The sequence below is a fragment of the Antrihabitans stalagmiti genome (assembly GCF_016482825.1).
Classification (GTDB): domain Bacteria; phylum Actinomycetota; class Actinomycetes; order Mycobacteriales; family Mycobacteriaceae; genus Antrihabitans; species Antrihabitans stalagmiti.
Genome location: NZ_JAEMNV010000010.1, coordinates 1 through 23123 on the forward strand (window position 1 = coordinate 1; position 23123 = coordinate 23123).

At 64.4% G+C, this 23123-nt stretch carries 21 protein-coding genes; 10 read left to right on the forward strand and 11 right to left on the reverse strand.

All coding sequences use genetic code 11. The features are described from left to right. Positions 1-163: 163 nt before the first annotated feature. The 5 genes from atzF to JGU71_RS24715 are packed head-to-tail and all read right to left on the reverse strand — an operon-like array spanning position 164 to position 6939. Complete coding sequence (atzF, locus tag JGU71_RS24695; RefSeq protein WP_199707392.1) at positions 164-1861, reverse strand: allophanate hydrolase; 1698 nt, start codon at positions 1859-1861, stop codon at positions 164-166. Next, a complete protein-coding gene (locus JGU71_RS24700) occupies positions 1858-3873 on the reverse strand; it encodes a 5-oxoprolinase/urea amidolyase family protein (RefSeq protein WP_199707394.1) in 2016 nt (671 codons plus the stop codon). Before JGU71_RS24700 ends, atzF begins: the two co-directional genes overlap by 4 nt. After that, entirely contained in the window at positions 3870-4565 is a 696-nt protein-coding gene (locus JGU71_RS24705; protein WP_199707396.1) for an urea amidolyase associated protein UAAP2, read from the reverse strand. The genes JGU71_RS24700 and JGU71_RS24705 overlap by 4 nt, the downstream gene beginning before the upstream one ends. Then, a complete protein-coding gene (locus JGU71_RS24710; RefSeq protein ID WP_199707398.1) occupies positions 4562-5419 on the reverse strand; it encodes an urea amidolyase associated protein UAAP1 in 858 nt (285 codons plus the stop codon). Before JGU71_RS24710 ends, JGU71_RS24705 begins: the two co-directional genes overlap by 4 nt. Beyond that, the gene (locus JGU71_RS24715) at positions 5416-6939 is read right to left on the reverse strand and encodes an amino acid permease (protein ID WP_199707400.1); all 1524 of its coding nucleotides are present in this window, start codon (positions 6937-6939) and stop codon (positions 5416-5418) included. The genes JGU71_RS24710 and JGU71_RS24715 overlap by 4 nt, the downstream gene beginning before the upstream one ends. Before the next feature lie 186 nt (positions 6940-7125). Here JGU71_RS24715 and JGU71_RS24720 point away from each other — a divergent pair, with 186 nt between their 5' ends. The 3 genes from JGU71_RS24720 to JGU71_RS24730 all read left to right on the forward strand — a co-directional run bounded on the left by JGU71_RS24720 (position 7126) and on the right by JGU71_RS24730 (position 10482). Beyond that, entirely contained in the window at positions 7126-8166 is a 1041-nt protein-coding gene (locus JGU71_RS24720) for a putative nucleotidyltransferase substrate binding domain-containing protein (RefSeq protein ID WP_199707402.1), read from the forward strand. Beyond that, on the forward strand, positions 8163-8966 hold the full coding sequence (locus JGU71_RS24725; RefSeq protein WP_199707404.1) for a Fic/DOC family protein: 804 nt from the start codon (positions 8163-8165) through the stop codon (positions 8964-8966). The genes JGU71_RS24720 and JGU71_RS24725 overlap by 4 nt, the downstream gene beginning before the upstream one ends. Positions 8967-9036: 70 nt before the next feature. Continuing rightward, positions 9037-10482: an amidase gene (locus JGU71_RS24730; RefSeq protein WP_199707406.1), complete on the forward strand. Its 1446-nt coding sequence runs from the start codon at positions 9037-9039 to the stop codon at positions 10480-10482. Here JGU71_RS24730 and JGU71_RS24735 read toward each other — a convergent pair. Beyond that, positions 10472-11179 carry a GntR family transcriptional regulator gene (locus tag JGU71_RS24735; protein ID WP_199707408.1) on the reverse strand — a complete coding sequence of 236 codons (708 nt, stop codon included), beginning with the start codon at positions 11177-11179 and terminating at the stop codon, positions 10472-10474. The two genes, JGU71_RS24730 and JGU71_RS24735, sit on opposite strands and share 11 nt — an antisense overlap. Next, positions 11176-11706: an HD domain-containing protein gene (locus JGU71_RS24740; RefSeq protein ID WP_199707410.1), complete on the reverse strand. Its 531-nt coding sequence runs from the start codon at positions 11704-11706 to the stop codon at positions 11176-11178. The genes JGU71_RS24735 and JGU71_RS24740 overlap by 4 nt, the downstream gene beginning before the upstream one ends. A gap of 100 nt (positions 11707-11806) precedes the next feature. Between JGU71_RS24740 and JGU71_RS24745 the strand changes: the two genes are divergently transcribed. From JGU71_RS24745 to JGU71_RS24770, 6 genes are all read left to right on the forward strand, one after another. Then, complete coding sequence (locus JGU71_RS24745; protein ID WP_199707412.1) at positions 11807-12934, forward strand: TIGR03364 family FAD-dependent oxidoreductase; 1128 nt, start codon at positions 11807-11809, stop codon at positions 12932-12934. Positions 12935-12964: 30 nt separating this feature from the next. Then, positions 12965-13657: a phosphonatase-like hydrolase gene (locus JGU71_RS24750; protein ID WP_199707414.1), complete on the forward strand. Its 693-nt coding sequence runs from the start codon at positions 12965-12967 to the stop codon at positions 13655-13657. A gap of 124 nt (positions 13658-13781) precedes the next feature. Continuing rightward, positions 13782-14852: a 2-aminoethylphosphonate ABC transporter substrate-binding protein gene (locus JGU71_RS24755; protein ID WP_199707416.1), complete on the forward strand. Its 1071-nt coding sequence runs from the start codon at positions 13782-13784 to the stop codon at positions 14850-14852. 2 nt (positions 14853-14854) lie between these two features. Further along, entirely contained in the window at positions 14855-16042 is a 1188-nt protein-coding gene (locus JGU71_RS24760) for an ABC transporter ATP-binding protein (RefSeq protein WP_199707418.1), read from the forward strand. Then, positions 16039-16953, forward strand: a complete 915-nt coding sequence (locus tag JGU71_RS24765) for a 2-aminoethylphosphonate ABC transporter permease subunit (RefSeq protein WP_199707420.1) — start codon at positions 16039-16041, stop codon at positions 16951-16953. The genes JGU71_RS24760 and JGU71_RS24765 overlap by 4 nt, the downstream gene beginning before the upstream one ends. Next, positions 16928-17725, forward strand: a complete 798-nt coding sequence (locus JGU71_RS24770; RefSeq protein ID WP_199707422.1) for an ABC transporter permease — start codon at positions 16928-16930, stop codon at positions 17723-17725. The genes JGU71_RS24765 and JGU71_RS24770 overlap by 26 nt, the downstream gene beginning before the upstream one ends. A gap of 70 nt (positions 17726-17795) precedes the next feature. Here JGU71_RS24770 and JGU71_RS24775 read toward each other — a convergent pair whose 3' ends face one another. Further along, entirely contained in the window at positions 17796-19406 is a 1611-nt protein-coding gene (locus JGU71_RS24775) for an AMP-binding protein (RefSeq protein WP_199707424.1), read from the reverse strand. An 89-nt stretch (positions 19407-19495) separates the two neighbouring features. Between JGU71_RS24775 and JGU71_RS24780 the strand changes: the two genes are divergently transcribed. Beyond that, positions 19496-20365, forward strand: coding sequence for a response regulator transcription factor (locus JGU71_RS24780; RefSeq protein ID WP_199707426.1), 870 nt, complete (start codon positions 19496-19498; stop codon positions 20363-20365). Positions 20366-20427: 62 nt separating this feature from the next. On the opposite strand, the gene JGU71_RS24785 is transcribed toward JGU71_RS24780, so the two are convergent. From JGU71_RS24785 to JGU71_RS24795, 3 genes are read right to left on the reverse strand one after another with little or no spacing between them, the layout of a single operon-like run. Continuing rightward, a complete protein-coding gene (locus JGU71_RS24785) occupies positions 20428-21285 on the reverse strand; it encodes an ABC transporter permease (RefSeq protein WP_199707428.1) in 858 nt (285 codons plus the stop codon). Further along, complete coding sequence (locus JGU71_RS24790; RefSeq protein ID WP_199707430.1) at positions 21285-22094, reverse strand: ABC transporter permease; 810 nt, start codon at positions 22092-22094, stop codon at positions 21285-21287. Before JGU71_RS24790 ends, JGU71_RS24785 begins: the two co-directional genes overlap by 1 nt. Further along, a complete protein-coding gene (locus tag JGU71_RS24795) occupies positions 22091-23104 on the reverse strand; it encodes an ATP-binding cassette domain-containing protein (RefSeq protein ID WP_199707659.1) in 1014 nt (337 codons plus the stop codon). The genes JGU71_RS24790 and JGU71_RS24795 overlap by 4 nt, the downstream gene beginning before the upstream one ends. Positions 23105-23123 lie beyond the last annotated feature (19 nt).

The window sequence follows — 23123 nt, forward strand, 5'->3', positions numbered from 1 at the left end:
CGGCATCCGATCTGGGCATGGATCGATCCAAGCCCGGTCTCAGGTGCCATCACCTATCTATCCAACAACCTGTCCCACATGTATGTAGACATCAGGTGTCTCATATGTATGTGGACTCAACAGCGGGCGGAACCTCCGAAAAGACTCACGAGGCCGAAGGCCATTACTGCGACGCGGCGACAGCCGCCTTCCTCGCTGCGACCCAGCCTCCGAATGCGGAGATATCGCGCGCTGCCGTTGCGGCCTCGAAATCGCAGCCGAAGCCCGTTATCCACGAGCCGTCCTGCAGTTCGACGGACCCGAGCAGCATCGGGGTGGGGAGTTCGGCAAGGAAGTCGCCCAGCGCGCTCGCGGACAGCACCCACTTCTCCCCCACGATCGACACCCCGCCCGTGGCAACTCGCAACAGTCCGGGTTTCGGTGGCACCGTGTCGAGTTCGGTGAGTCGGTAGTTCGCCGCGGTGGCGATCGGTCCAGCCCATCTCGCTCCGCGGCTGGTCAGTTCGTGGTCGAGCGGCTGACCGCGCAGGTGCGCGCCGAACACGGCGAGCTCGCGGACGGGTGCTGCGATCTGTTCGAGCCACGAGGGCGTCGACGACCCGGCCCCGAGGATCCGACCGGCTAGATCAGCAACAACGCCATCGTGAAAGCTCTTCGACAGCAACGTGATACCGAACTGAGCAACACCTCGCTCACCTTCGTCCACCTCGCCAACCGGAATCGCGATCGCCGACATGTCGAAGAGGTTGCAGAAGTTCGTGTAGCGACCCATTGCGGAATTGACGCCGATCGGATCGGCAGCGACCTCGTCGATGGTCGGGTGCATCGGCGCGGTCGGCACCATCAGCGCGTCGCAGCCCGCCAACTCGGCGAACGCAGCCGCGCGCAGTTCCTGCACCCGCGCGCGGTCCTGCAGCAGCTCCGACGCGGTCACGTCCCTGCCCGACGCGGCGATCGACGCGACGGTCGCATCGACCCCCGCCGCAGCGTCGGCCCCGGACACGAACTCTCCGAACGCATTCCACCGCTCAGCGACCAGGGCGCCGTCGTAGAGCAACCGCGCAGCCTCTAGGAACGACGCCAGGTCGATCGACACGATCTCGATGCCGGCAGCACGAGCGCGGTCGGTGGCGTCGGCGAATGCGGCTTGCCAGTTGTCGGCGAGCGCAGACAAGTCGTTCGGCACAGCGACTTTCGCGCGCGGCGGCGCGGCCAGCGGTAGGTCGTTCGGCCAGGCTCGCGCGGAACGCTCACCCACCATCGCGGCCATCGCTTTCTGAGCAGTCGCAAGATCTTTGGCGAGAATCGAAACGCAATCGTAGGACGCGCACGCGGGCACGACACCCTCGGTCGACACGATGCCGATCGTCGGCTTGATTCCGACGATGCCTTGCAGACCGGCCGGAACCCGACCCGACCCTGCTGTGTCCGTCCCGATCGCGATATCGGCGAAGCCGAGGGCTACCGCAACGGCCGAGCCTGAACTGGAACCACCCGATATGTGTCCTGGCCGACGCGAATCACGCACCGCGCCATAGGGACTGCGAGTTCCGACGAGTCCGGTCGCGAACTGGTCGAGGTTGGTCTTTCCGATGACCACTGCACCGGCCTTGGTCAGATTCGCAACTGCCGGTGCGTCACAGGTCGGCGTGTAGGCGAATCCAGGGCATCCGGCCGTCGTCGGCAATCCTGCGACATCGACGTTGTCCTTGACCGCCAACAGGAGACCCGCGAGCGGACCACCGGCAGCCAACGCTGCAACGTAATCCGCCTCGACCGATTCGCTGTCCCGCAGGTGCACGAAGACTTCCGGCCGATCGGATTCGGCGATCCGGCGGAAAATGTCGGACACCCTACTCATGCGATTTCTTCCCCTCGTGATTCTTCGGCTGTGGCCGCGAACTCTCCCGCGGCAGCCCATCGTTGCCGCTCTTCCGCTCTAGCGGCCTCCATCAGTGTGCGCTTGGTCGCGATGTCGGCAGCATTCTCCGACAGAAAAGCCTGGTGTTGCGCGAGCGAGAAGCTTCCGTCGACTACCTCGACGTGCCCTCGTCCCGCCGCCATGTCGGCACGCAGGTCCAACAGCTCGTCCGACGAGACCGGGTACCAACTGATCCTGTCGAAGAATCTGAGCAACCACGGATGGTCCGGCTCGAACCCGGCGGACTCCAACGGATGGCGGTGATTCCAGATCTGTGTTGTGCGGCCGACGAATTGGTAGCCGCCCGGGCCTTCCATGCCGTAGATGCAGAGGTACGCGCCGCCGATCCCGACTGCATTCTCCGGTGTCCAGGTGCGGGCGGGGTTGTACTTCGTCGTCACCAACCGATGCCGCGGATCCAACGGTGTCGCAACAGGAGCACCGAGGTATACGTCGCCGAGTCCGAGCACAAGATATTCGGCGTCGTAGACGGTGCGATACACGTCGTCGACGCTGTCGAGCCCGTTCATCCGACGAATGAACTCGATGTTCCACGGGCACCACGGCGCGTCGGCGCGAACGCCGTGCATGTAGCGCAGCGTTGCCTCGCGAGTCGACGGATCGTCCCAGCACAGCGGCAGTCGAACGGTTCGGCTCGGAACGACGAGCTCCGACGCCGACGGCAACTGCTGCTCGATCTCCTGCAGTGCGGCGAGCGCTGACGGCAGCCCGCGAACGGACGGATCCAGCTTGACCTGCAGCGACCTGATACCGGGCGTGAGATCGGCGATGCCCGAAAGTTGTTGTTCCGCAACTGCGGTATGCAGTGCGTGCACGCGGGCACGTAACGCAAGATCGAGTCGCATCGTCCCGTATTCGACGAGAATGTTGTCGTCGCCACTGCGTCGGTAAGTGACGATCGTCGACTGATCCGACGTCACCGATCGACCGAGTATGCCGTGGTCGGCATCGCCGCCGCGCGAGAACACCGCCGGTGACGAGGCGCGACGTGAGCGTCCGAGCACCCTGTGCGACGCCGCTTCCGACGCGCGAACGGGCACGAACCTGACCGTGTTTCCCGGTGCGAGTTGCCCGAGCTTCCAGCGGTCGGCGCTGGTCACCGTCACCGGGCAGACGAAGCCACCGAGGCTCGGCCCGTCCGGTCCGAGCAGGATCGGGGTGTCGCCGGTGAAGTCCAGGGAGCCGACGGAATAGGCGTTGTCGTGAATGTTCGACGGGTGCAGTCCCGCCTCGCCGCCGTCCGGTCGCGCCCAGTCCGGACGCGGACCGACCAGCCGGACCCCTGTGCGATCGGAGTTGAAGTGCACCTCGTAGTCGAAGGTGTAGAGCGTCTGGATGTCGTTGTCGGTGAAGAACTCCGGAGCCGAATGCGGACCGACGGTGACGGCGATCTGCCAATGCCGAGCGAGCGCGGGTTGTTCTTCGGCGAGGATGCGACGACGGGATCCGGTCGCCTCGTCGTCGACCTTCAACACATCGCCGGCCGTCAAGGCCCTGCCGTTGTGCCCACCGAAACGTCCGAGTGTGAACGTCGACGCGCTGCCGAGGTACGGCTGCGCCGAAATGCCACCTGCGACAGCAAGATAGGCCCGCACTCCGGGTCCCGTCACCATGCCGATATCGAGTACCTCACCAGCACCGACCAGCACTGGCTGCCATGGCGAAACGGATTGTCCCGCAACGGTGATCGGCACTTGTGCGCCGGTGACGCTCACCCAGGTCTCGGTGTCGAAGCGCAGCGACGGTCCTGCCATGGTGATTTCGAGTCCCGGCGCACCCTCGGCGTTACCGACGGCGACGTTGGCGAGCCGAAACGACAGGTCGTCCATCGGACCGGACGGTGGAACGCCGATCTGCCAGTAGCCGACCCGACCCGGCCAGTCCTGCACGGTCGTCATCATGCCGGCACGAAGGACCTCCATGATGGTCATGTCCTTGCGAACGTGTCGTCGCGAGTCACGATCATGCGCACCGTCGTCGGGTCGAATCCGTTGCAGGGGTTGTTGATCTGCGGGCAATTCGATACCAGGACGAGGGTGTCGATCTCGGCACGTACCGCGAGCCTCTTGCCCGGTGCGGACAGTCCGTCGACGATGCCGAGCGACCCGTCGGCGTCCACCGGCACGTTCATGAAGAAGTTGATGTTGCCGACGATGTCGGCTTTGCCGAGTCCCCACCGCGCACCCTCGCGGACGAAGTTCTCGACACACGCGTGCTGATGTTTGGTGTGGTGTCCGTACCGCAGGGTGTTCGATTCCTGCGAGCACGCACCGCCGACCGTGTCGTGATTGCCGACCTCGTCGGCAACGATCGTGAGCATCGGAGCGCCGTCGGAGTCGCGTAGGACCGTGCCGACCGACAGGTAGATATTCTGTTGTGCGGCAACGGTCGTCGCCGCCGAGTAGCGAACGGTGAGGTCGTTCGCACCGTAGAACAGCGTGTCGACGGCTTGGTTGCCGAACAGGTCGACGATGGTCAGCACCTCGCCTATGCGCACGATCGCCGACCACGGACCGCGGGCCGGTGCGATCTCGTCGAGGACTACCTCACCCGGCGCCAACGCGAGCGTGGTTGCGGGCGCGGTGGTGAGGTCGAGAGCTGGATTTTCGATTGACGTACTCATCGGACTCCCCCGATCGTGGTGCCGGGATGTAGTGCGTTCCAGGCGTCTTCGGTGTTTGCGTGGGCGCGTTGGTACTCGGGGTCTCTGTCGTCGAGCGTCGATCCGACCGCACGGAGGTCGCTCTCGGCTTCCCAGGCGAGGACTTCCAATGCCGTCGTTGCGAACTCCGTCGCCGGGTCGAGCGGGTGTGCGGTGTTGGCGATCGCGACGATCAGCGGAAGATGAAGCAGCAGTTCGACGGCCGCGCCTGCTCCGGCCGACCCGATCGATCGCAGCCCGCCGTCGGCATCGACCCGAATTCCGTGGAAGAACGACAGGTTCGGTGCAACGTCACGTGGGCGCAGTCCGTTTTTGAGTGCGGCGAGGGTCAGCAGTTCCCGACCGGCAGGAGCACCGGACTCGACCTCGCCCGAGCCGTACTTCTCGACGTTGCCCGCCAAGGTCGTTGTGCCGCAGAGCGCGTCGTGGTGCTGCGACGAGTCGGCGACGATGGTGGCAAGCACTCTTCCTTGATCGCTGAGCAGCGGATGCCCGTCGGTCAGGTAGGCCTGCCACGGAACCTTCACCGTGTCGGCGACATTGAGCCGCTCCCACGGTGCATCGGAACGCCACAGGAGCAGGTGTGCGCAGGCTGCTCCGTCGAGGTCTCGCAGTCGCAACCGGGTACCGCGCGCGAGCACCTTGGTCGCGTAGCGCCCGCCGGGAATCGTCTCCGCCCAGGTCAGTCGTCCTGCGTCGACGCCGGCAGGAGGTTCGGGCCATGCGGTGGCAGGCACGACCGGCATTGCGTCGGTGGTGATTCCGGCTTGCGAGCGAGCGTGCTCCCGCGCGCCGGATGTTGTTGCGGTACTCATTCTCCAACTCCAGTCTTGACAGGGTTCGGATGTGCTTTCTTGTGCGGGAAGCAGGCGATACCGAGCAGCAGTGCGATCGCGATGCTGATCGGTCCTGCCCACACCATCAAGGGGTATTCGCCTGTCGGATCGAAGATTTCAGCGCGCGGCCACCCCAGGTTGACGATCATCACGACGCCGTAGACGACTGCGGCCGCATTCACGACGATGCCGAATTTACCGAGGGTGAACAGCGGTCGACCTTCGGCGTCGACGCTTCGGGCAGTGGTCGACTGTGACGGCCAGCCGCGGAGGCGTCGGTACAGCAGCGGCGCGGTGACAAGCAGGTAGGCGAGGTAGATCAGGATGATGCACACGCTGGCGAGCGTCGCGAAGATCGCCGAGTTGCCGACGTTGACGAGCAGCACGCCGATGCACAGCAGCCCGATCAGGATGGACGGCCAGATCGGAGTACCGGTGCGCGGGTTGACTCGCGAGAGCACCGACGATGCGGGCAGTCGACCGTCACGTGCCATCGAGAACATCAACCGAGACGCAGCTGTCTGAATTGCCAAGGTGCAGATGGTGATTGCGATGCAGACGTCGATCAGCAGGACGGTTCCCCATGGCGAGGACAACACGGTGTCCAGCACGTACGGGAGTCCTTCGGCAGCGAGCCTGCCGTCGGTGAGGCTCGGCGCGGCCATCAGGGCGCCGATGATCATCAGTCCGCCACCCAGTGCGGACACCGACAGTGCGAGCCGAATCGTTCGAGGTGCGACCCGACGCGGGTTGCGGGTCTCTTCTGCGAGTTCGCCCGCCGATCCGAAGCCGACCATCACGTATGCGGCCATCAACCCGGACACGATCCAGGCCCACAGATAACCCGGCTGATCGGACGCGCCGGTATCGAGGACGACGTCGGGGCCACGCTGTGCATGCGTGAAAAAGACTGCGACAACGGCGATCACACCGACGATCTCGCATACGACGCCGATGCTGTTGACCCGTGACATCCATTTGACGCCGATGCAGTTGATGGTCGTGGTCACAGCGAGCAGTATCGATCCGAGTACAACGGCGTTGGCTGCGCCACTGCTCGAGGTGAGGTCGGGGTCGTCGCCGACGAGTTGGAATCCGGTCCAGATGGCGGGCATGACAACCTGCAGTGCGATCGCGGCTGCCGAGGCCGTCACGATCTGGGCGAGGATCATGAACCAGCCACCGAACCAGCCGACGACCTCGCCGCCCATTCGACGGGACCACTGATAGATCGCGCCCGAGATCGGATACCGCGCAGCAAGTTCGGCGAAGCAGAGTGCTACGAGGAACTGACCGGCGAAGACCAGCGGCCAGGTCCAGAAGAAGGCCGGTCCGGCGAATCCGAAACCGAGCCCGAACAATTGGAAGATGGTGGTGAGGATCGATACGAACGAGAAACCGGCGGCGAAGGATTCGAACTTTCCGAGCGAACGATGAAGCTGTTGCTGGTAGCCGAACTCTGCCAGATCGTCATTGTCCTCGACGGTTTTCAATGTCATCGTGACCTACTCGTGAAAGGGGTGCCGCTTGTTACCTGTCAGATGACAGTTAAGCCCGACGCGATGTCGTCCGCGTTACGCACGAGTTTCTTTTTTGTTCGATTCCGTCCCCTTGGAGGTCCCCTTGCCGAGCCTCCTTCACGACACTGCACACCCAACGCTCGACCTGATGCCAGAATCTCGGACATGACCGTGCCTGCCAACGTCGTCGAGTTGTGCAACCTCATCGAGGACACAACCGACGAAGCAGCGCTGGTGCAGACCGCTCGCGGCGCACGTCGCATCGTCACCGAGGCGCAGCGCGACGGCATGCCTGCGACGAAACTCGCCGAATCGTGGTCGACGCTGGTCCGCAGCACCGTCGCCTCCGCAGCACGGTTCGGGATACCTCCGTCGAGCGCGGGCTGGTCCTGGTACGTCTCGGGGAGCACGGCACGCAACGAGGCACTGCCGGGTTCGGACGTCGAATCGATACTGGTGCTCGACGATCCCCGCGCCGACCTACGCGCTGCGATGGACAGCGCCGGCTACGTCCACTCGGTCCTCGACCGTTGCGGGCTGCGCGGTGACGACAAGGGTGCGGTCGCGTCGCGGGCCCGCTTCTGCCGAACGGCGGTGCAGTGGACCGAGGGTATCGATGCGTGGACCAACGATCCGCAACTCGACCGCGGGGTCGTGATGGCAGGGTTGCTTGCCGACGCACGATCGGTCACGGGCGACAGCGACGCCCTCCGACATTCTCTGGCCGAGGTGATCAAGACGCGCGAGCGGGCTCTCGCTGCGATGCTCAGCGATTCGCTGTTCGTTCGTGCAGCGCTGCCGTCACGGCTGCGGCTCTTCGCGACGCGAGACGACGTCGTCGATCTCAAGGCTGCCGCGATCGAGCCTGTTGTATCGATCGCCCGCTGGGCTGCGCTGAGTTCGGGATCGCCGACGCTCGCCACCCTCGATCGACTTCGTGACGCGTCGGGTACGAAGTTTCTCAGCACCGACGACGCGCAGGTGCTGCGGGAGTGCTACACGATCTCGACGCGGATGCGCTGGCATCATCGCGCGCGGCTGTGGCTGGATGCGGGGCCGAACGACAGCCGAGTCACCGACGAGGTGACGCTGTCCGACCTGCCGCCGCAGGACCGGGCGCTACTGCGCGGCGTCGGTAGGGAGATCAGCGGAATCAGGCGAAAACTGGCCTATCTGGCGTCGACGTCGACCTTCACCGGACGGTGACTACCAAAAATTCTTCGGACGATCTTCCGGACGCCGTTGCTCAGGCGATCGCCGCGGAAGCCCTCGAAGGCTGGCGACCGACCGACGAGAACATCGCCGACCTCGTCGCTGTCTTCGACGGACGGATGTCGTTCGGTGAATATCTCGGCACATATCTGACGTCGATCCGAGCACCGCACACCCTCGTCAGGCGACGTATCGTCGCACGTCGCAGGCCGTATCTGATCCCGGGGACAACGGTGCTGCGAAACAACTTCGGCATCGAAGAGGCCGTCGCGCTGCAACAGCTGGAATATCTGTGCACTGCAGCGCGGATCGTTCGCCTCGATGTCTCGAACCCGTTCTCGGTTCCGGATCCACACGAGCTACACCAGCAGATCTTCGGCGATGTGTACGCCTGGGCCGGGCAGAACCGCATCACCGACCTCCGCCGCGGCGACTCCGCTTTCGCAACTGTCGACACCCTCGACGCACGGATGGAGCTGATCGCTGCGATGACCACCGAGATGATTGCTACGTGCGACGCCGTGTCGGACAGCGAGTTCGCGTATCTGCTCGCACGCCTGTACGCCCTCTACAACCACACACATCCGTTCCGCGAGGGCAACGGTCGCACAGGGACGCTGTATCTGCGATTGCTCGCCCGCAGGTGCGGCCGCAGACTCGACCTCACGGGTATCGGGAGAGCCGAATGGATTCAGGCCTCGCGCGACTCGATGCCCTTTCGTCGTGATGGCGATCCCCAACATCGCCCGTTTCTTGGATTGTTCGGACGAGCCATAAGGCCTTCGGCCTCGTGAGTCCTTTCGGCGGTCCCGGCCTCCTGAAGTGCTCACGAGCCCGGAGGGCCTGCGTGTGTATCGTGCGAATGTGAGCACTCGAGTACATACGTTCGGCGACGATGCCCTGGGCGACCACGACGCTACGGCGCTCGCGGAACTGATTCGGACACGCAAGATCAGCCCGCTCGAAGCCGTCGACGCGGCGATCGACCGCGCCGAACGTGTGGAACCGGTACTGGACGCAATCGTGGTTCGCGACTTCGAGAACGCTCGAAGGGCCGCCGCCGCAACGCCGATCGGCACCGGCTTCGCTGGCGTACCGACCTTCGTCAAGGACAACATCGACATCGCCGGATTGCCGACGAATCACGGCACCCGAGCATTCGTCGCCCGACCTGCCAAGGCCGACGGTGTCTTCGCGAAACAGTTTCTCGCGCAGGGTGTCGTCAATCTCGGAAAGAGTGCACTGCCGGAATTCGGCTTCAACGCCAGCACGGAATTCAGGGAGGGCGTGCCGACCCGAAATCCATGGAACCCAGCCTTTTCCGCAGGTGCATCGTCGGGCGGTGCTGCCGCGTTGGTTGCCTCGGGTGTCGTTCCGCTCGCGCACGGCAACGACGGCGGCGGATCCATCCGCATTCCGGCAGCGGTCTGCGGTCTGGTCGGGCTGAAGGCAACGCGTGGACGGTTGCGCGAGGAGAAGTTGAACCAAACCATGCCGATCAAACTCGTCATGGAGGGTGTGCTCACCCGCAGCGTCCGTGACACTGCCAACTTCTTCGCCAATGCCGAAGAGCACTTTCGTAATTCGGCGCTGCGCCCGATCGGCCGAGTGCTCGCCCCGGGTTCCCGACGCCTTCGTATCGGGGTGCTGCCCGACACGGTTGTCGGCAACCCTGCGGACTCGGAAACCCGTGCCACGGTGACTGCGGCGGCAGCACTGCTCGCCGAGTCGGGCCACCACGTCGAGGAACTGTCCGTGCCACCGGCGGGCGAACAGTTCGCCAAGGATTTCGCGGTCTACTGGGGATTGTTGTCTTTCTTCGTCGCGACGACGGGCCGGTTGTCCGTCGCTCGTGATTTCGATTCGTCGAAGCTGGACAACCTCACGATCGGATTGCGAGATCACTACCGCGCCAATCTGTTTCGCACCCCCGCCGTCCTGTACCGCCTGCGGCGAGCTGCCGCGGAATACAGCCGATTTTTCGACAACTACGACGTCGTGTTGTCACCGGTACTCGCGCACACCACACCCGAGATCGGCTACCTGTCGCCGTTGCAGTCGTTCGACGAACTGTTCGAGAAGCTACGCAACTACGTGTCGTTCACACCGTTGAACAACGCGAGCGGTGGACCCGCGATTTCCTTGCCTTTCGGCGAGTCGAGCCGCGGTTTGCCTATCGGAGTGCACCTTTCGGCCAATCACGGCGACGAGGCGACGCTGTTGGAATTGGCATACGAGATCGAGCAGGCGACGCCGTGGCGCCGCATCGATGCCGTGCCCGAACGCGCCGACGGCCGACTCAGCGAGTGAGCGTTGCGACGAATGCAATGCGATCACCGCGGTAGAGCGACCTGATGGATTCGATCGGAACACCGTTGGTGTCCAGCGTTTTTCGATGCATCAGCAGCATCGGCATGGCCGTGGTCGACTCGAGCAGCGCTGCCTCGCGCGGAGACGCCAGCACAGTCTCGATTCGCTCGGTCGCCTCGCCGAATTCGACTCCCGATGCGCGGATCGCGGCATAGAGCGAGGTTGTCGGATCGAACGTCTGCCTGAAGTCGCCGAAGCGGGACTTCGGCAGGTACGTGCTTTCCAGCCCGATCCGCTCACCGTCGGCGAGCAGAACCCGCTCGAGATGCATGACCGTCGACTCGGGAGGTAACGCGAGATCGGTCGCAAGTGTGTCGTCGGCGACTAGGTCTTCCCAGGTCACGACGACGCGACTCGGTACCCTGCCGTAGAGCAGGGCTCCTTCGGTGTAGGAGCGAAGCGACAGCGGCTGCGTCAGCTTGGGCCGCGCTACAACGGTCCCCCTGCCGCGTCGCTCGATGCGTCCTTCGACCAGAAGTTCGTGCAGCGCTTGCCGAACCGTCTCCCTCGACACTTCGAAGCGCACGGCTAGTTCACGCTCGGGGGGCACAGTGTCGCCTACCTCGAGCTCGAGGAGAATTCGGTCGAGCCCCTGACGTACGACGTAGGACTTGGGCTCACGATCGAGCGACGTCATACCACCGTCGTCCTGCGTTCGAGCAGCCGTGCTGCGACCTCGAGCACCTCTGCTATCGACGCACCTTGCGCGCCAGGGACTTTGGCAGCATCGTCGTAGCGTCGCAGCCGTAGCGCGTCGGGCCACCAGGGATGCTCGATATAGGCGCGGTCGACCCCCGACCCACCCTGCGCCTGCATCGACAGCACAGATACATCGGAAAGCATTGCCGCATAACCGGGTTCGGTCTCGGCCAAAAACTTCTTTGCAGCGACGTGCGCGCCTGCGAGCCAACCGACCCGGTCACCGAAGCGCGGCGTCAACCATTCGCGTGCCACGTGATCGTGCTTCGCGGTCGGCGATCCGTCGACGAGCGGGCTGTGTCCGATGTCGTGTAACGCGGCGGCGACAACCAGTTCGTCGTCGGCGTCGTCGTCGAGGGCGTGCCGCGCACTTTGGAGTGCGTGCTCGAGTTCGTCGACGAGCACTTCGTCCCACACACCTTCCAGTGACCGCAACAAACGACCCACCTCGTCCAGCACATCCATGGCCGTGATGGTACCCCCGGATTAGTCTATACCAATTGTTAACGTGTTGTTCGCACAGCGATCACTCATTGGTCTAGACCAATGGGCCATGCTTCTCTGCATGCGTTTGGTAATCATCGGTGGCGGAATCCTCGGAACCGCACACGCCCTGGCAGCAATCCGTCGCGGACACGACGTTGTCCACCTCGAACGAGAGACCGAAGCGCGCGGCGCGACGGTGCGCAATTTCGGACTCGTGTGGGTATCCGGCCGCGCGAGTCACGAACTCGACGCCGCGTTGCAATCGAGAGACCTATGGGAAGAGATCGGCGGACGGATTGCCGGCGTTGGATTCCGACCGACAGGATCGATCACACTGCTCCGCACTCCCGACGAGGTAGCCGTCGCCGAGGAGATGCTCGCCCGCGCCGACGCCGTCGATCGCGGTTTCGAACTGCTCGATCCAACCGACGTACGGGTCCTCAACCCGGCGCTCCGCGGCAAATATCTTGCCGGCCTGCATTGTTCGCGTGACGCAGCGGTCGAGTCACGAGTCGCGCTACCTGCGATTCGCGCCTACCTTGCCGCGACGGGACGCTACGACTTCCACGCAGGCACCGAGGCACGCTCGGTCACCTCCAGCACCTCGGGTGCGACCGTGCGCGACGACCTCGGCAACACCTACGACGCCGACCTCGTCGTCTTCTGCCCCGGCGCCAACCACACCGGCCTCACGCGTGAACTCGCGGGCGAACTTCCCGTACGCAGAGTTCGGCTGCAGATGATGCAGACCGCACCACTCGGCGAACCGTTCCCGACGGCAGTCGCCGACGGCGACAGCTTTCGGTACTACCCGGCGTTCGCAGGCACCGCGCTGGATGCGCTGGCCGGCAATCAAGCTCAGGACTTCACTGCCGCCGAGCACAAGATGCAACTGCTGTGTGTGCAGCGACTGCATGGCGGCCTCACTATCGGCGACACCCACGAATATGCCGAGCCGTTCGCGTTCGACGTCGACGAAAGTCCGTACGAGTACCTGACGGGCGTCGTCGAAGAACTCCTCGGTCGCAAGCTCCCCGAGGTCGTCCGCCGTTGGGCTGGCGTCTACAGCCAGTCACTCGACCCGAGCGAACTCGTGCACCGCAAACAGGTCGACGACCACACCTGGGTCGTCACCGGTGTCGGCGGACGCGGGATGACATTGAGCCCGTTCCTCGGCGAGCAGTCGGCCGATCTCTTCAACCTCTGATTCGGTTTCACTCTCGAGCTAGGAGTTCCAATGTCCGACAACCAGTCCACGTCGATTCGACTCGCCGTCCTCGACATGGCCGGCACAACGGTCGCCGACGGCGGCCTCGTACTGCAGGCCTTCGACATCGCCGCGACGTCAGCGGGAATACCGGAATCCGGCACCGAGCGGGACACCGCTCGCAAGTACGTCGTCGACACCATGGGTCAGTCGAAGATCGCCGTGTTCCGCGCACTGCTCGACGACGAAGAGCGCGCTCAGGCAGCCAATCTCGCGTTCGAGCGGGCATACGACGCGTTGATCGACGCCGGTAATGCCGAACCGCTGCCCGGCGCGGAACTTGCGATCGACAAGCTCCGCAGCGCGGGCATCAAGGTTGCGCTGACGACCGGCTTCAGCAGCTCGACACAATCGAAACTGCTTGCAGCTCTCGGCTGGGACGACATCGCCGATCTTGCGATCGCACCGCCGGACGCCGGCCGCGGTCGGCCCTACCCCGACCTCATCCTCACCGCGATGCTGCGCCTCGGCATCGACGACGTCAAAAACGTTGCGGTGCTGGGTGATACGACGAGTGACATCGCAAGCGGACGCGCTGCGGGGTCGGCCATCGTCGCGGGCACCCTGACCGGCGCACACGACGAGGCACAGTTCCGCGCTGCGGGTGCGACGCACGTCGTCGCGACAGTCGGCGACTTCGCCGACCTCCTGCTTTCCGACTGACCGTTTTCCGACTGACGGTTTCCTACTGACCGCTTTCCGACACCACCATCCGTTTCCGACAAACACCCCCAAAGCACGTCGCACGCACTCCTCTCCGACCCAACCCCCGAAAGGGCACAGTTCCATGCGCATTCGTAGAGATTCGACACATCGGCGCCGCCTCGGCGCAGGCAAGATCGCAATGCTTGCCGTGGCCGCGACCGCTATCTCGTTCACCGCAGCCTGCGGTGGCACCGGGACAAGCAGTTCCGACGGCAAGACCCTTACCGTCTACAGTGCCGACGGCCTTGCGGGCTGGTACAAGACGCAGTTCGCCAAGTTCGAAGCCGACACCGGCATCGCCGTCAACCTCGTCGAAGCCGGATCGGGTGAAGTCGTCTCGCGGCTCGAGAAGGAACAGTCGAACGCGCAGGCAGACGTCGTCGTCACACTCCCCCCGTTCATCCAGCGGGCCGAGCAGCAGGGCCTGTTGCAGCCGAGCGGTGTCGACACCTCGGCGATCGCGGAGGCGGACAAGGATCCAGACGGCAATTACGTCACACTCGCCTCGAACTTCCTGTGCTTCATAGCAAATCCGAGCGCCAACCCGGCTCCGGTTACCTGGGACGACTTGCTGAGCGAACAGTTCAAGGGCAAATTGCAGTACTCGACGCCGGGCCAGGCCGGTGACGGCACCGCAGTACTCCTGCTGCTGCAGAACCTGCTCGGCAAGCAGGGTGCGCTCGACTACCTCGGCAAGTTGCAGGCCAACAACGTCGGCCCGTCGTCGTCGACAGGCAAGCTGCAGCCGAAGGTAAGCAACGGCGAACTCCTCGTCGCCAACGGGGACATCCAGATGAACCTGACGTCCATCAGGGACGACGGGTCGAAGTTCAACGTCTTCTTCCCCGCGTCCGCGGACGGTAAGCGCACCACCATCGCAGTGCCGTACGTCATGGGCCTCGCCAAGGGCGCGCCGAACACCGAGAACGCAAAGAAGCTGATGGAATTCATGCTGAGTTCCGACGTCCAAAAGACCTTGGGCACAGAGGCCCTCGCGGTACCGGCCCGGTCCGATGCCGCATCTGCCGACACCGCGCCGGGATCCCCCGCAGCGTTGCTGAAGGACGTCGAGGTGTATCACCCCGACTGGAACACCGTCATCACCGAACTAGATGCTGACGTCGCCGCGTACCAGAAAGCAACCGGGAGCTGATCATGTCCGACCTCGGGACGACAGGTGCAACTGTCAACACGGCAAAGTCGACCAATGTCACTGGAGCTGTGGCGTATTCGGAACCAGCGATCGTGTTCGACCGCGTTTCGGTCGCGTACGGCCGCGGCAAGAATGTCACCAACGCTCTTGTCGACTTCAATCTACGTGTCGCACAGGGCGAGACGGTTGCCCTGCTCGGTCCGAGCGGGTCGGGCAAGTCGACGGCGCTCAAAGCGCTCGCCGGCTTCGCCCGTCCCACGTCGGGATCGGTGAAACTCGGTGGACGCGACGTCACCGATCTGCCGCCTGCCAAGCGCGGCATCGGTGTGGTCGTGCAGTCCTACGCGCTGTTTCCGCACATGCGGGTCAGCGAGAACGTCGCATTCGGCCTGAAAGCCAACAAGGTGCCGAGGTCGCAGATCGCCGGCCGCGTTGCCGACGCACTCGCGATGGTCGGTATGTCTGCCTACGGCAAACGGCTGCCGCGCGAGTTGTCGGGTGGCCAGCAGCAGCGCGTCGCCATCGCGAGGGCGCTCGCCATTCGTCCCAAGGTGCTGCTGCTCGACGAACCGCTTGCCGCACTGGACGCCGCACTACGCCAGTCGATGCTTGCCGAACTGCAGTTGCTTCGAAAAGCGCTGCCGGACACAGCAATGCTGTACGTCACCCACGATCAGTCCGAGGCGTTGGCACTCGCCGATCGGATCGTCGTCATGCGGGACGCACGTCTTGTGGACGTCGATACCGCTGCCAATCTGTGGCAGCGGCCGCCGACCAGTTTCACAGCGGCATTTCTCGGCGGTGCGAATCTGATCCCGTGCACGGTCGGTCGCGTGATCGGTACGTCCGCTCTGATCACCGTCGCGGATTCGACGCTCAATGCCGAGGCTCCACAGCCGGAGGTCGGCAAAATCGATTGGGCGCCTGCGTCACCCGCACTCTTGTGTGTCCGGCCGCACGCCATCACGGTCGGGTCCGTAAGCGACAAGGGTGCACTGCGTGCGACTGTCACAGCGAGTGTCTGGCGAGGTTCGTCGACTCGGCTCACCCTCGCGGTGGATGGACTTCCGGACCTGCTGGTGCAGGCCGACGTTCCGGGTAATGCGCAGTACGAACTGGATGCCGTTGTCGGAGTGAAGCTCCCGGAGCCCGCCGGGGTGCTGGTGCAGACGCCGGGCGGTACCCAATGACCTCGGCTCTCCTCGAACGGCCGGAAGCCGCACCACCCGAGGTACGGAAGGAACCGATCAAGTGGGCCGGCGGACTGTGGGCTTTGCCGCCACTACTGCTTGTTCTCGGCGCAGCGGTCTACCCCGTTGCACGGGTACTGGAGCAGTCGACAACCGGTGCGGGCACCAGCAGCTGGTCCGGCGTGCTCGGTTCGTCACTGTTCCGAAACGCGCTGTGGCGCACCGTAGAGATCGCGGTGCTGTCCACACTCGGTTGCCTCGTCCTCGGCACGTTCATCGCACTCGTGCTCGCGTTCGTTCCGTTCCCAGGATCGCGCGTCGTCGGCAGGCTGATCGACACCGTCCTTGCGTTGCCGTCGTTTCTCATCACGCTCGCTTTCACCTTCCTCTACGGCACGGCCGGCGCGTTCAATGCGCTGTACAAGGACATCTCGGGCTCCGAAGAACCTCTGCTCAACTTTCTCAACACACCGGCCGGCGTCATCGCGGCCGAGATCACGTTCTTCACACCCTTCGTCGTTCGTCCACTGCTCGCATCCTTCGCTCAGCTGCCGCGTGAACAACTCGACGTCGCAGCAAGTTTGGGGGCGTCGCCGTGGCGAGTGCTACGGCAAGTGGTCATGCCGGAGGCCTGGCCGGCGCTGATGGCAGGCGGATCTCTGGTCCTACTGCTGACCCTCAACGAGTTCGGCATCGTGTTGTTCACCGGGGCAAAGGATGTCATCACCCTCCCGGTACTGATCTACACGCGAGGCATCGTCACGTTCGACCTACCGGGCGCAGCCGTGATCGCGACTGTGCAAGTCCTACTGTCGCTCGCGCTCTACGGCGCCTACCGACTGATTTTCGCTCGCGTCATGGCCAACAAGGGGAAGGGAGTAGTCGATGTTGTTGTGGAGCCGGCAAAGTAGGGCCGCTGCCCTCACTATCTTCGGAATAGTGGTTCTCGTCGTCTTCGTCGCACCGATAGCCACAGTCGTCGCCGCAGCCGTCGCCGGATCATGGACGGGACCACTTCCGTCGAATCTCGGCTTCCAACACCTCGGGGATGCTTTGTCGGGCGACAATGTCGCGAGTCTGTCGGTCAGTCTGCAGACCGCGATCATCGGCGGCGGGCTTGCATTGGTGCTTGGTACGTGGGCGGCATTGGCTGCTCGTGAAGCACCGATGTGGTTGCGGCGCACAACCGATGCGGTATTCCATCTACCGATCGCGGTGCCGTCGGTCGCCATCGGTCTCGGCTTGCTGATTGCCTTCAACTCACGCCCGCTGTTGCTCGGCGGTACCAAGTGGATCGTCATTCTGGCCCACTCGGTCCTGGTGCTCGCCTTCGCTTTCAGTGCGGTGTCGGCGGCGCTCGACAGGCTGGATCCGGCCTACCGGCAGGCAGCCGAATCGCTCGGTGCCGGACCGCTGCGGGTGCTCGTTCAGGTCACCCTGCCGCTGCTGCTGCCTGCGCTCGGAGCAGCCGCCGGTCTTGCGGTCGCGTTGTCGATGGGTGAACTCGGTGCAACGGTCATGGTGTATCCGGCGACGTGGAAGACGTTGCCGGTCAGCATCTTCGGCCTGACCGATCGTGGCCAGGTGTTCTTGGCGGCCGCGAATACAACGCTGCTGCTGTTGGTCACTTTGGTCGCACTCCTGGTCCTGGGACGCATCCGCGGCCGCGCAGCGCTGCGCTAGGGCGCTGCGCGCCTCGTGAGTCCTTTCGGAGGTTCGGCCCTCCGAAAGGACTCACGAGCGGCGTAGCCGCCTACTGCCTCAGAAGGAACCGCTGGACCTTCCCGCTCGGCGTCTTGGGCAGCGCATCGACGAAGTGAACCGTTCGCGGATAGGCATGCGCCGCGTACTTCTGCTTGACGATCTGCTGCAGCTCACCTTCCAATTCCGCGGTCCCGACGAACCCCTCACGCAGTACGACGAACGCTTCGAGGACCTCACCGCGCAGTTCGTCGGGCATCCCTACGACGGCTGCCTCCTGAACCGACTCGTGCAGCACGAGAACACTTTCCACATCGAACGGCCCGATTCGATAGCCCGCCATGATGATCACGTCGTCGTCGCGGGAGGAGAAGTAGAAGTACCCGTCCTCGTCGATCATTCCGGCATCGCCGGTGAGGTAGAAACGACCGTCGTCGGTGTAGCGCTGCGCGGTCTTCTCCGGGGCATCCAGATAGCCGGCGAACCAGAGCAACGGACTGTGAGCGGTGTCGATGGCGACCCGACCCATGGTTCTGACCGCCGCAGGATCGTCGGAGTCATCGGCGAGCACCGCCGCGGACCAACCGGGTAACGGCTTACCCATCGACCCGGCAGGAACGTCGCTGCGCAGATCGTCGTGCCAGGCATTCGAGACGAACATGCCGTGCTCGGTCTGGCCGTAGTGATCGCGAACCGCCACGCCGAGCGTCTGCGTCGACCATCCGACCACATCCGGGGTCAGCGGCTCCCCCGCCGACGACGCTCTCCGCAACGAGACCCCTGCGGGCACCTCGCCCGCCGCGCGCAAACTGCGGTAGACCGTCGGCGCCGCCGCGAAGTTGGTGACGCCGAAGCGTTCCATCACCCGCCACGTCAGCTCGGCCGAGAAGCCTGCGTGCAACAGCAAGGTCCGAGTGCCGGACGCGAGCGGTGCCAGCAGTCCGTAGTAGAGACCGTATGCCCAGCCCGGATCTGCGGCGTTCCAGAAGACGTCATCGGCACGTACGTCGAGGCCGAACTCCTGATAGGCGTGAAACGAGGCCAACGCCCGAACCGGAACGCCGACGCCTTTCGGCGAGCCGGTCGTACCGCTTGTGAACAACTCGACGAGCAGTCCGCGACCGCCGACCGACGCTGTTGCTGCGCCCGGCTCGTCCGCGGTATGCGCGGCGAGCAGATCGTCGAACCGCACTCCTGCGCCGTCCCCGACGACGATCACCTGCCACGCGGGGTCGGCGGGTATGTCGTCGCCGGGTGCCAGCTTGCCGACCTGATCTGCGTCGGCAACGACCACCTTCGCTGCACTTGCACCGAGCCGAAACGCGATGGCCGGCGGTGCGAACGCTGTGAACAGCGGGACGTGAACCGCGCCGCGACGCCAGATCCCGACCAATGCGATCACCAGTTCCGCAGACTTGCCCATCAGCGTCGCGACTCGATCACCTGGCTCGACGCCTGCCGCAGCCAGCGCCGCGGCGAAACGCGACGACTGCTCGCTCAGCTCGCCGTAGGTCACATCGGTCGAGGTCAGGTCACTCTCGATGATCGTGAACGCCACCGCATCGGCCGGATGGTCGTCGCACAGCAGCGCGGCTGCGCAGGCGTCAGGTGTGTCGTATCGGTCGAGTAATGCGTCTACTCGGACCTCGAAGTCGGCGGTCATCGGTGCTGCTCCTCCTCTGCGACGGGATGTCGCGGCTGGTGTCAAATAGGATGTAGGTCACACCGAAGTCATCGCTACCCCCGAAAGGGGTGACCCACCCAGTGACGCAAGTACCGGCTCTCCTTCGTCCACGCGACAGCGACGCGTTGCGTGCCGAATTGCGTCGTGCTGCCGGGGCGTCGACCACGCCGGTTTTCTTCGGCGGCGAGGTGCACGGCCAGGCGCTTGTGCTGTCCGAATTCGTCGGGACGTGGACGAGCGGTCTGCGTGGTCTCGTCATTCCGCCGCGGTCGGGACTCGGTGGCCGGGTCGTCGATCAGAAGCGTCCCGTGTCGGTCGCGGACTACAAGCGTGCCTCGTCCATCACTCACGACTACGACGGTCCGGTGGGTGGCGAAGGGATCACCTCTGTGCTCGGTGTGCCCGTCGTCGTCGGCGGTGTGGCCCGTGCGGTGCTGTACGCGGCGGATCGCGGCGTCGGTCCGATCGGCGGGCGAACCGTGGATTGCCTGGTGCAGTCCAGTCGACGCTTGGCGAACGAGATCGCAATCCGCGACGAGGTCGACCGCCGGACCCGTATGTGGTCGACGCTGCAGACCGGACAGGTCGATGCGGTGCTCACGGAGGAACTGCGAGACATCCACGCGGACCTGCGAGGCCTCACTCGCGCCGCAGGCGATCCGGAGCTGCAACGGCAGTTGCGCGCACTGACCGATCGGCTCGCACGCACACTGTCCGGCGAATCGGGGCAGGACGAGACGCCGGTCGCGTTGTCGCCACGAGAGCTCGACGTGCTGTCCCACATTGCCCTCGGGTGCACGAACCACGAGGTAGCGCAGCGCCTTTCGGTCGGCCCGGAATCCGTCAAGAGCTACCTACGCAGCGCGATGCGCAAACTGGATGCCCATTCCCGACACGAAGCCGTTGTAAAAGCACGCAGATCGGGCCTGTTGGCCTGACGGCCTCGTGAGTCCTTTCGGAGGGCCGGCCCACCGAAAAGACGCACGAGCGGCGGAGCCGCCTATCGCCTGGATGCCTTGTTGTAGCCGAGAGCGGCGGGGATCGCGAACAGCGCTATCGCCCCACCGGACCAGAGCAGCGTGCCGATCAACGGACCCTGGACCGGACCTCCCAGCGACAGTCCCTTCATCGCTTCGATCGCCAGCGTCAACGGCTGATGCTCGACGACGGGTTGAATCCAGCCGGGGAACGCGAAGAGCGGCACGAAGCCGGTGGAAAAGAACATCATCAACGAACTGATCAACGAGATCGCCTCGACCAGTGTGGCTTTCGCCGTGAAAACCGCAACTGCGGTGACCATCGTCGAGAACGCCAACCCGAAAAGCATCGGAACCAACAGGAATGCCAGCGAGGCGAGTAGACCCTGATCGAACCGGAATCCGAGTGCGTAACCGGCGACCAGCAGCACGACCGTGGTCGCCAGAATTCGCACACCTTCGGTCGCGATCCGCGCGATCAGGCCTGATGCGCGATGGACCGGTAGCACCCAGAATCGCGCGAGCAAACCCGCTTCCCGCTCCCGGCCCAGCGAGATCGCACCGGCCATCGACCCGGACATCACGCCGACCAGAGTCGTCATCGGAACGGAGCCGTAGAGCGCGTTGTAATCCGCATACGCCGAAATCTGCCGTCCGAGCACCGTATTGAGCATCACCAGCAACAGCGCTGGAAACACGACGGCCTGCATCAACGTCAGCGGATCTCGCATCGACCGGACCAGCAGCCGCCGCGTCTGTATAAGACTGTGCGGAACCAGTACCGCGAGTGAGCTTTCCGACCGCCGACGGACCTGCACAGGGAAGCTGTCGTCGGCGAGAGCCTTGGCCGCTGGATCGGCGGCGGATCGTGATGCAGCCATCATGGCCTCCTCGACGTGATGATGATCGACAATGGCGCGAACACGACGATCAGACCGATGACCCACGCCAGAGGCGGTCCCATTGTCGACCAATTCACTACGCCCGCACCGCCTGTCAAGTCACCAGCCAACGCTCGCAGCGCGTACGCGAACTGTGACACCGGCTGATTGCGAACGAATCCCTGAATCCAGCCCGGGAACTGACTTGCGGGAGCGAACCCTGCCGACAGCATGCCGAGGATGAGCTGCGGCAGCGTCAACGACTGTGTCGTCGCTTCTGGACTTTTCGACAGCGACCCGAGCACGTCGGCACCGAGGGACAGTGCCGCACCGACCAGCAGTGCGAACAGCAGGAACCCGATCGTGTGAATCGCACTGAGCGCGAACCGGAATCCGATCACGTACCCGCAGACGACCGCGGCGGACAGCGAAATGACACACCGGAACATGTTGGCCGACATCCGCGCGGCGAGTGGAACTCCGACACCGATCGGCATCGAGCCGAACCGTCGGTTGATGCCGTCGACGGTATCGGTCGCCGCTCGCAGCGCCGCCGTGATCGCAGCAAACGCCAAGGCCTGCAACACGATCATCGGCATGAGGAACTGCGCGTAGCTGGACAACCCGTGTCCGAACGTGCTCATCACGAGGTTGAGCGGTATGTAGAAACCGACGGTGAAAACGACGGGCGTCAGGATCGCAGTCGCGATTTCACCGTTGCGCAACGACGGTGCGACCTGCCGCAGCGTGAGCACCCACCACTGCCGCAGCACCGACGGCTGCTTACGTTGCTCCAGAGTTGTCGTCACGACTTCACCACCGAGACCGCATCAGCCGCTTCGGTGTCGTCGGTGACCTCGACCGTCTCCGCAGCGTGCCCGGTCAGGGTAAGGAACACGTCGTCGAGCGAAGGCCGCCGCAGCGCGATGTCGACCAGATCGATGTCCGCCTGATCCAATCGACGCAACGCTTCCGCAAGCGTGCGCGCACCGTCAGGGGCGGGCACCGCAATGCGATCCGACTCCGGTGTCAGGGCCAGGCGGTAGTCGTCGGGAAGCATCGGGCCGAGGGCTGCGACGACAGCCGGGATGGACTTCAAATCGAGCGGCACTATCTCGCAGTAACTTCCGCCGGTCCGGGCCTTGAGCTCGTCTGCGGTGCCCTCGGCGATGACGGTGCCGTGGTCGATCACGATAATGCGGTCACTCAGCGCATCCGCCTCTTCGAGGTACTGCGTGGTGAGCAACGTCGTGATGCCTTTGCTCTTGAAGCTGGACACCAGATCCCACACCGCCTGCCGACTTCGCGGATCGAGACCGGTGGTCGGCTCGTCGAGAAAAACCACTTCGGGACGGACGACAAGGCCGCAGGCAATGTCGATACGGCGCCGCATACCACCGGAGTACGTTCCGACGCGCCGGTCTTCGGCTCGGACCAGGTCGAACTCTTCGAGCAGCTGCTTGGCCCGGGCCCGCGCCGCGGATTTCGTCAGCCCGAGCAGACGACCGAACATCACCAGATTCTCGTAGCCGGTGAGCATGTCGTCGAGCGAGGCGTGCTGACCGGTCAGCATGATCGAGCGGCGCACCCCGGCGGGATCGGTGACGACGTCGTGCCCGGCGACGACAGCCCGCCCGCTGTCGGGTCGGACGAGGGTGGACAGGATGTTCACCGTCGTCGTCTTGCCTGCGCCGTTGGGCCCGAGCACACCGAGCACTTCGCCACGTGCGACCTCGAAGCTGATCCCGCGCAGCGCTTTCACACCGCCGAAGGACTTCTCGATCCCCTCGACGATTACTGCGGATTCCGATTGCGGCATTGGCTTCTCCAACTCGTTC

What these genes read in the sequence shown, in the direction of transcription:
- JGU71_RS24760 (WP_199707418.1), top strand. Translation starts at nt 14,855, where the DNA reads ATGTCCGACCTCGGGACGACAGGTGCAACTGTCAACACGGCAAAGTCG.
- JGU71_RS24700 (WP_199707394.1), bottom strand. Translation starts at nt 3,873, where the DNA reads ATGACCATCATGGAGGTCCTTCGTGCCGGCATGATGACGACCGTGCAG.
- JGU71_RS24785 (WP_199707428.1), bottom strand. Translation starts at nt 21,285, where the DNA reads ATGGCTGCATCACGATCCGCCGCCGATCCAGCGGCCAAGGCTCTCGCC.
- JGU71_RS24755 (WP_199707416.1), top strand. Translation starts at nt 13,782, where the DNA reads ATGCGCATTCGTAGAGATTCGACACATCGGCGCCGCCTCGGCGCAGGC.
- JGU71_RS24720 (WP_199707402.1), top strand. Translation starts at nt 7,126, where the DNA reads ATGACCGTGCCTGCCAACGTCGTCGAGTTGTGCAACCTCATCGAGGAC.
- JGU71_RS24765 (WP_199707420.1), top strand. Translation starts at nt 16,039, where the DNA reads ATGACCTCGGCTCTCCTCGAACGGCCGGAAGCCGCACCACCCGAGGTA.
- JGU71_RS24750 (WP_199707414.1), top strand. Translation starts at nt 12,965, where the DNA reads ATGTCCGACAACCAGTCCACGTCGATTCGACTCGCCGTCCTCGACATG.
- JGU71_RS24775 (WP_199707424.1), bottom strand. Translation starts at nt 19,406, where the DNA reads ATGACCGCCGACTTCGAGGTCCGAGTAGACGCATTACTCGACCGATAC.
- JGU71_RS24740 (WP_199707410.1), bottom strand. Translation starts at nt 11,706, where the DNA reads ATGGATGTGCTGGACGAGGTGGGTCGTTTGTTGCGGTCACTGGAAGGT.
- JGU71_RS24770 (WP_199707422.1), top strand. Translation starts at nt 16,928, where the DNA reads ATGTTGTTGTGGAGCCGGCAAAGTAGGGCCGCTGCCCTCACTATCTTC.
- JGU71_RS24715 (WP_199707400.1), bottom strand. Translation starts at nt 6,939, where the DNA reads ATGACATTGAAAACCGTCGAGGACAATGACGATCTGGCAGAGTTCGGC.
- JGU71_RS24745 (WP_199707412.1), top strand. Translation starts at nt 11,807, where the DNA reads ATGCGTTTGGTAATCATCGGTGGCGGAATCCTCGGAACCGCACACGCC.
- JGU71_RS24735 (WP_199707408.1), bottom strand. Translation starts at nt 11,179, where the DNA reads ATGACGTCGCTCGATCGTGAGCCCAAGTCCTACGTCGTACGTCAGGGG.
- JGU71_RS24795 (WP_199707659.1), bottom strand. Translation starts at nt 23,104, where the DNA reads ATGCCGCAATCGGAATCCGCAGTAATCGTCGAGGGGATCGAGAAGTCC.
- JGU71_RS24705 (WP_199707396.1), bottom strand. Translation starts at nt 4,565, where the DNA reads ATGAGTACGTCAATCGAAAATCCAGCTCTCGACCTCACCACCGCGCCC.
- atzF (WP_199707392.1), bottom strand. Translation starts at nt 1,861, where the DNA reads ATGAGTAGGGTGTCCGACATTTTCCGCCGGATCGCCGAATCCGATCGG.
- JGU71_RS24710 (WP_199707398.1), bottom strand. Translation starts at nt 5,419, where the DNA reads ATGAGTACCGCAACAACATCCGGCGCGCGGGAGCACGCTCGCTCGCAA.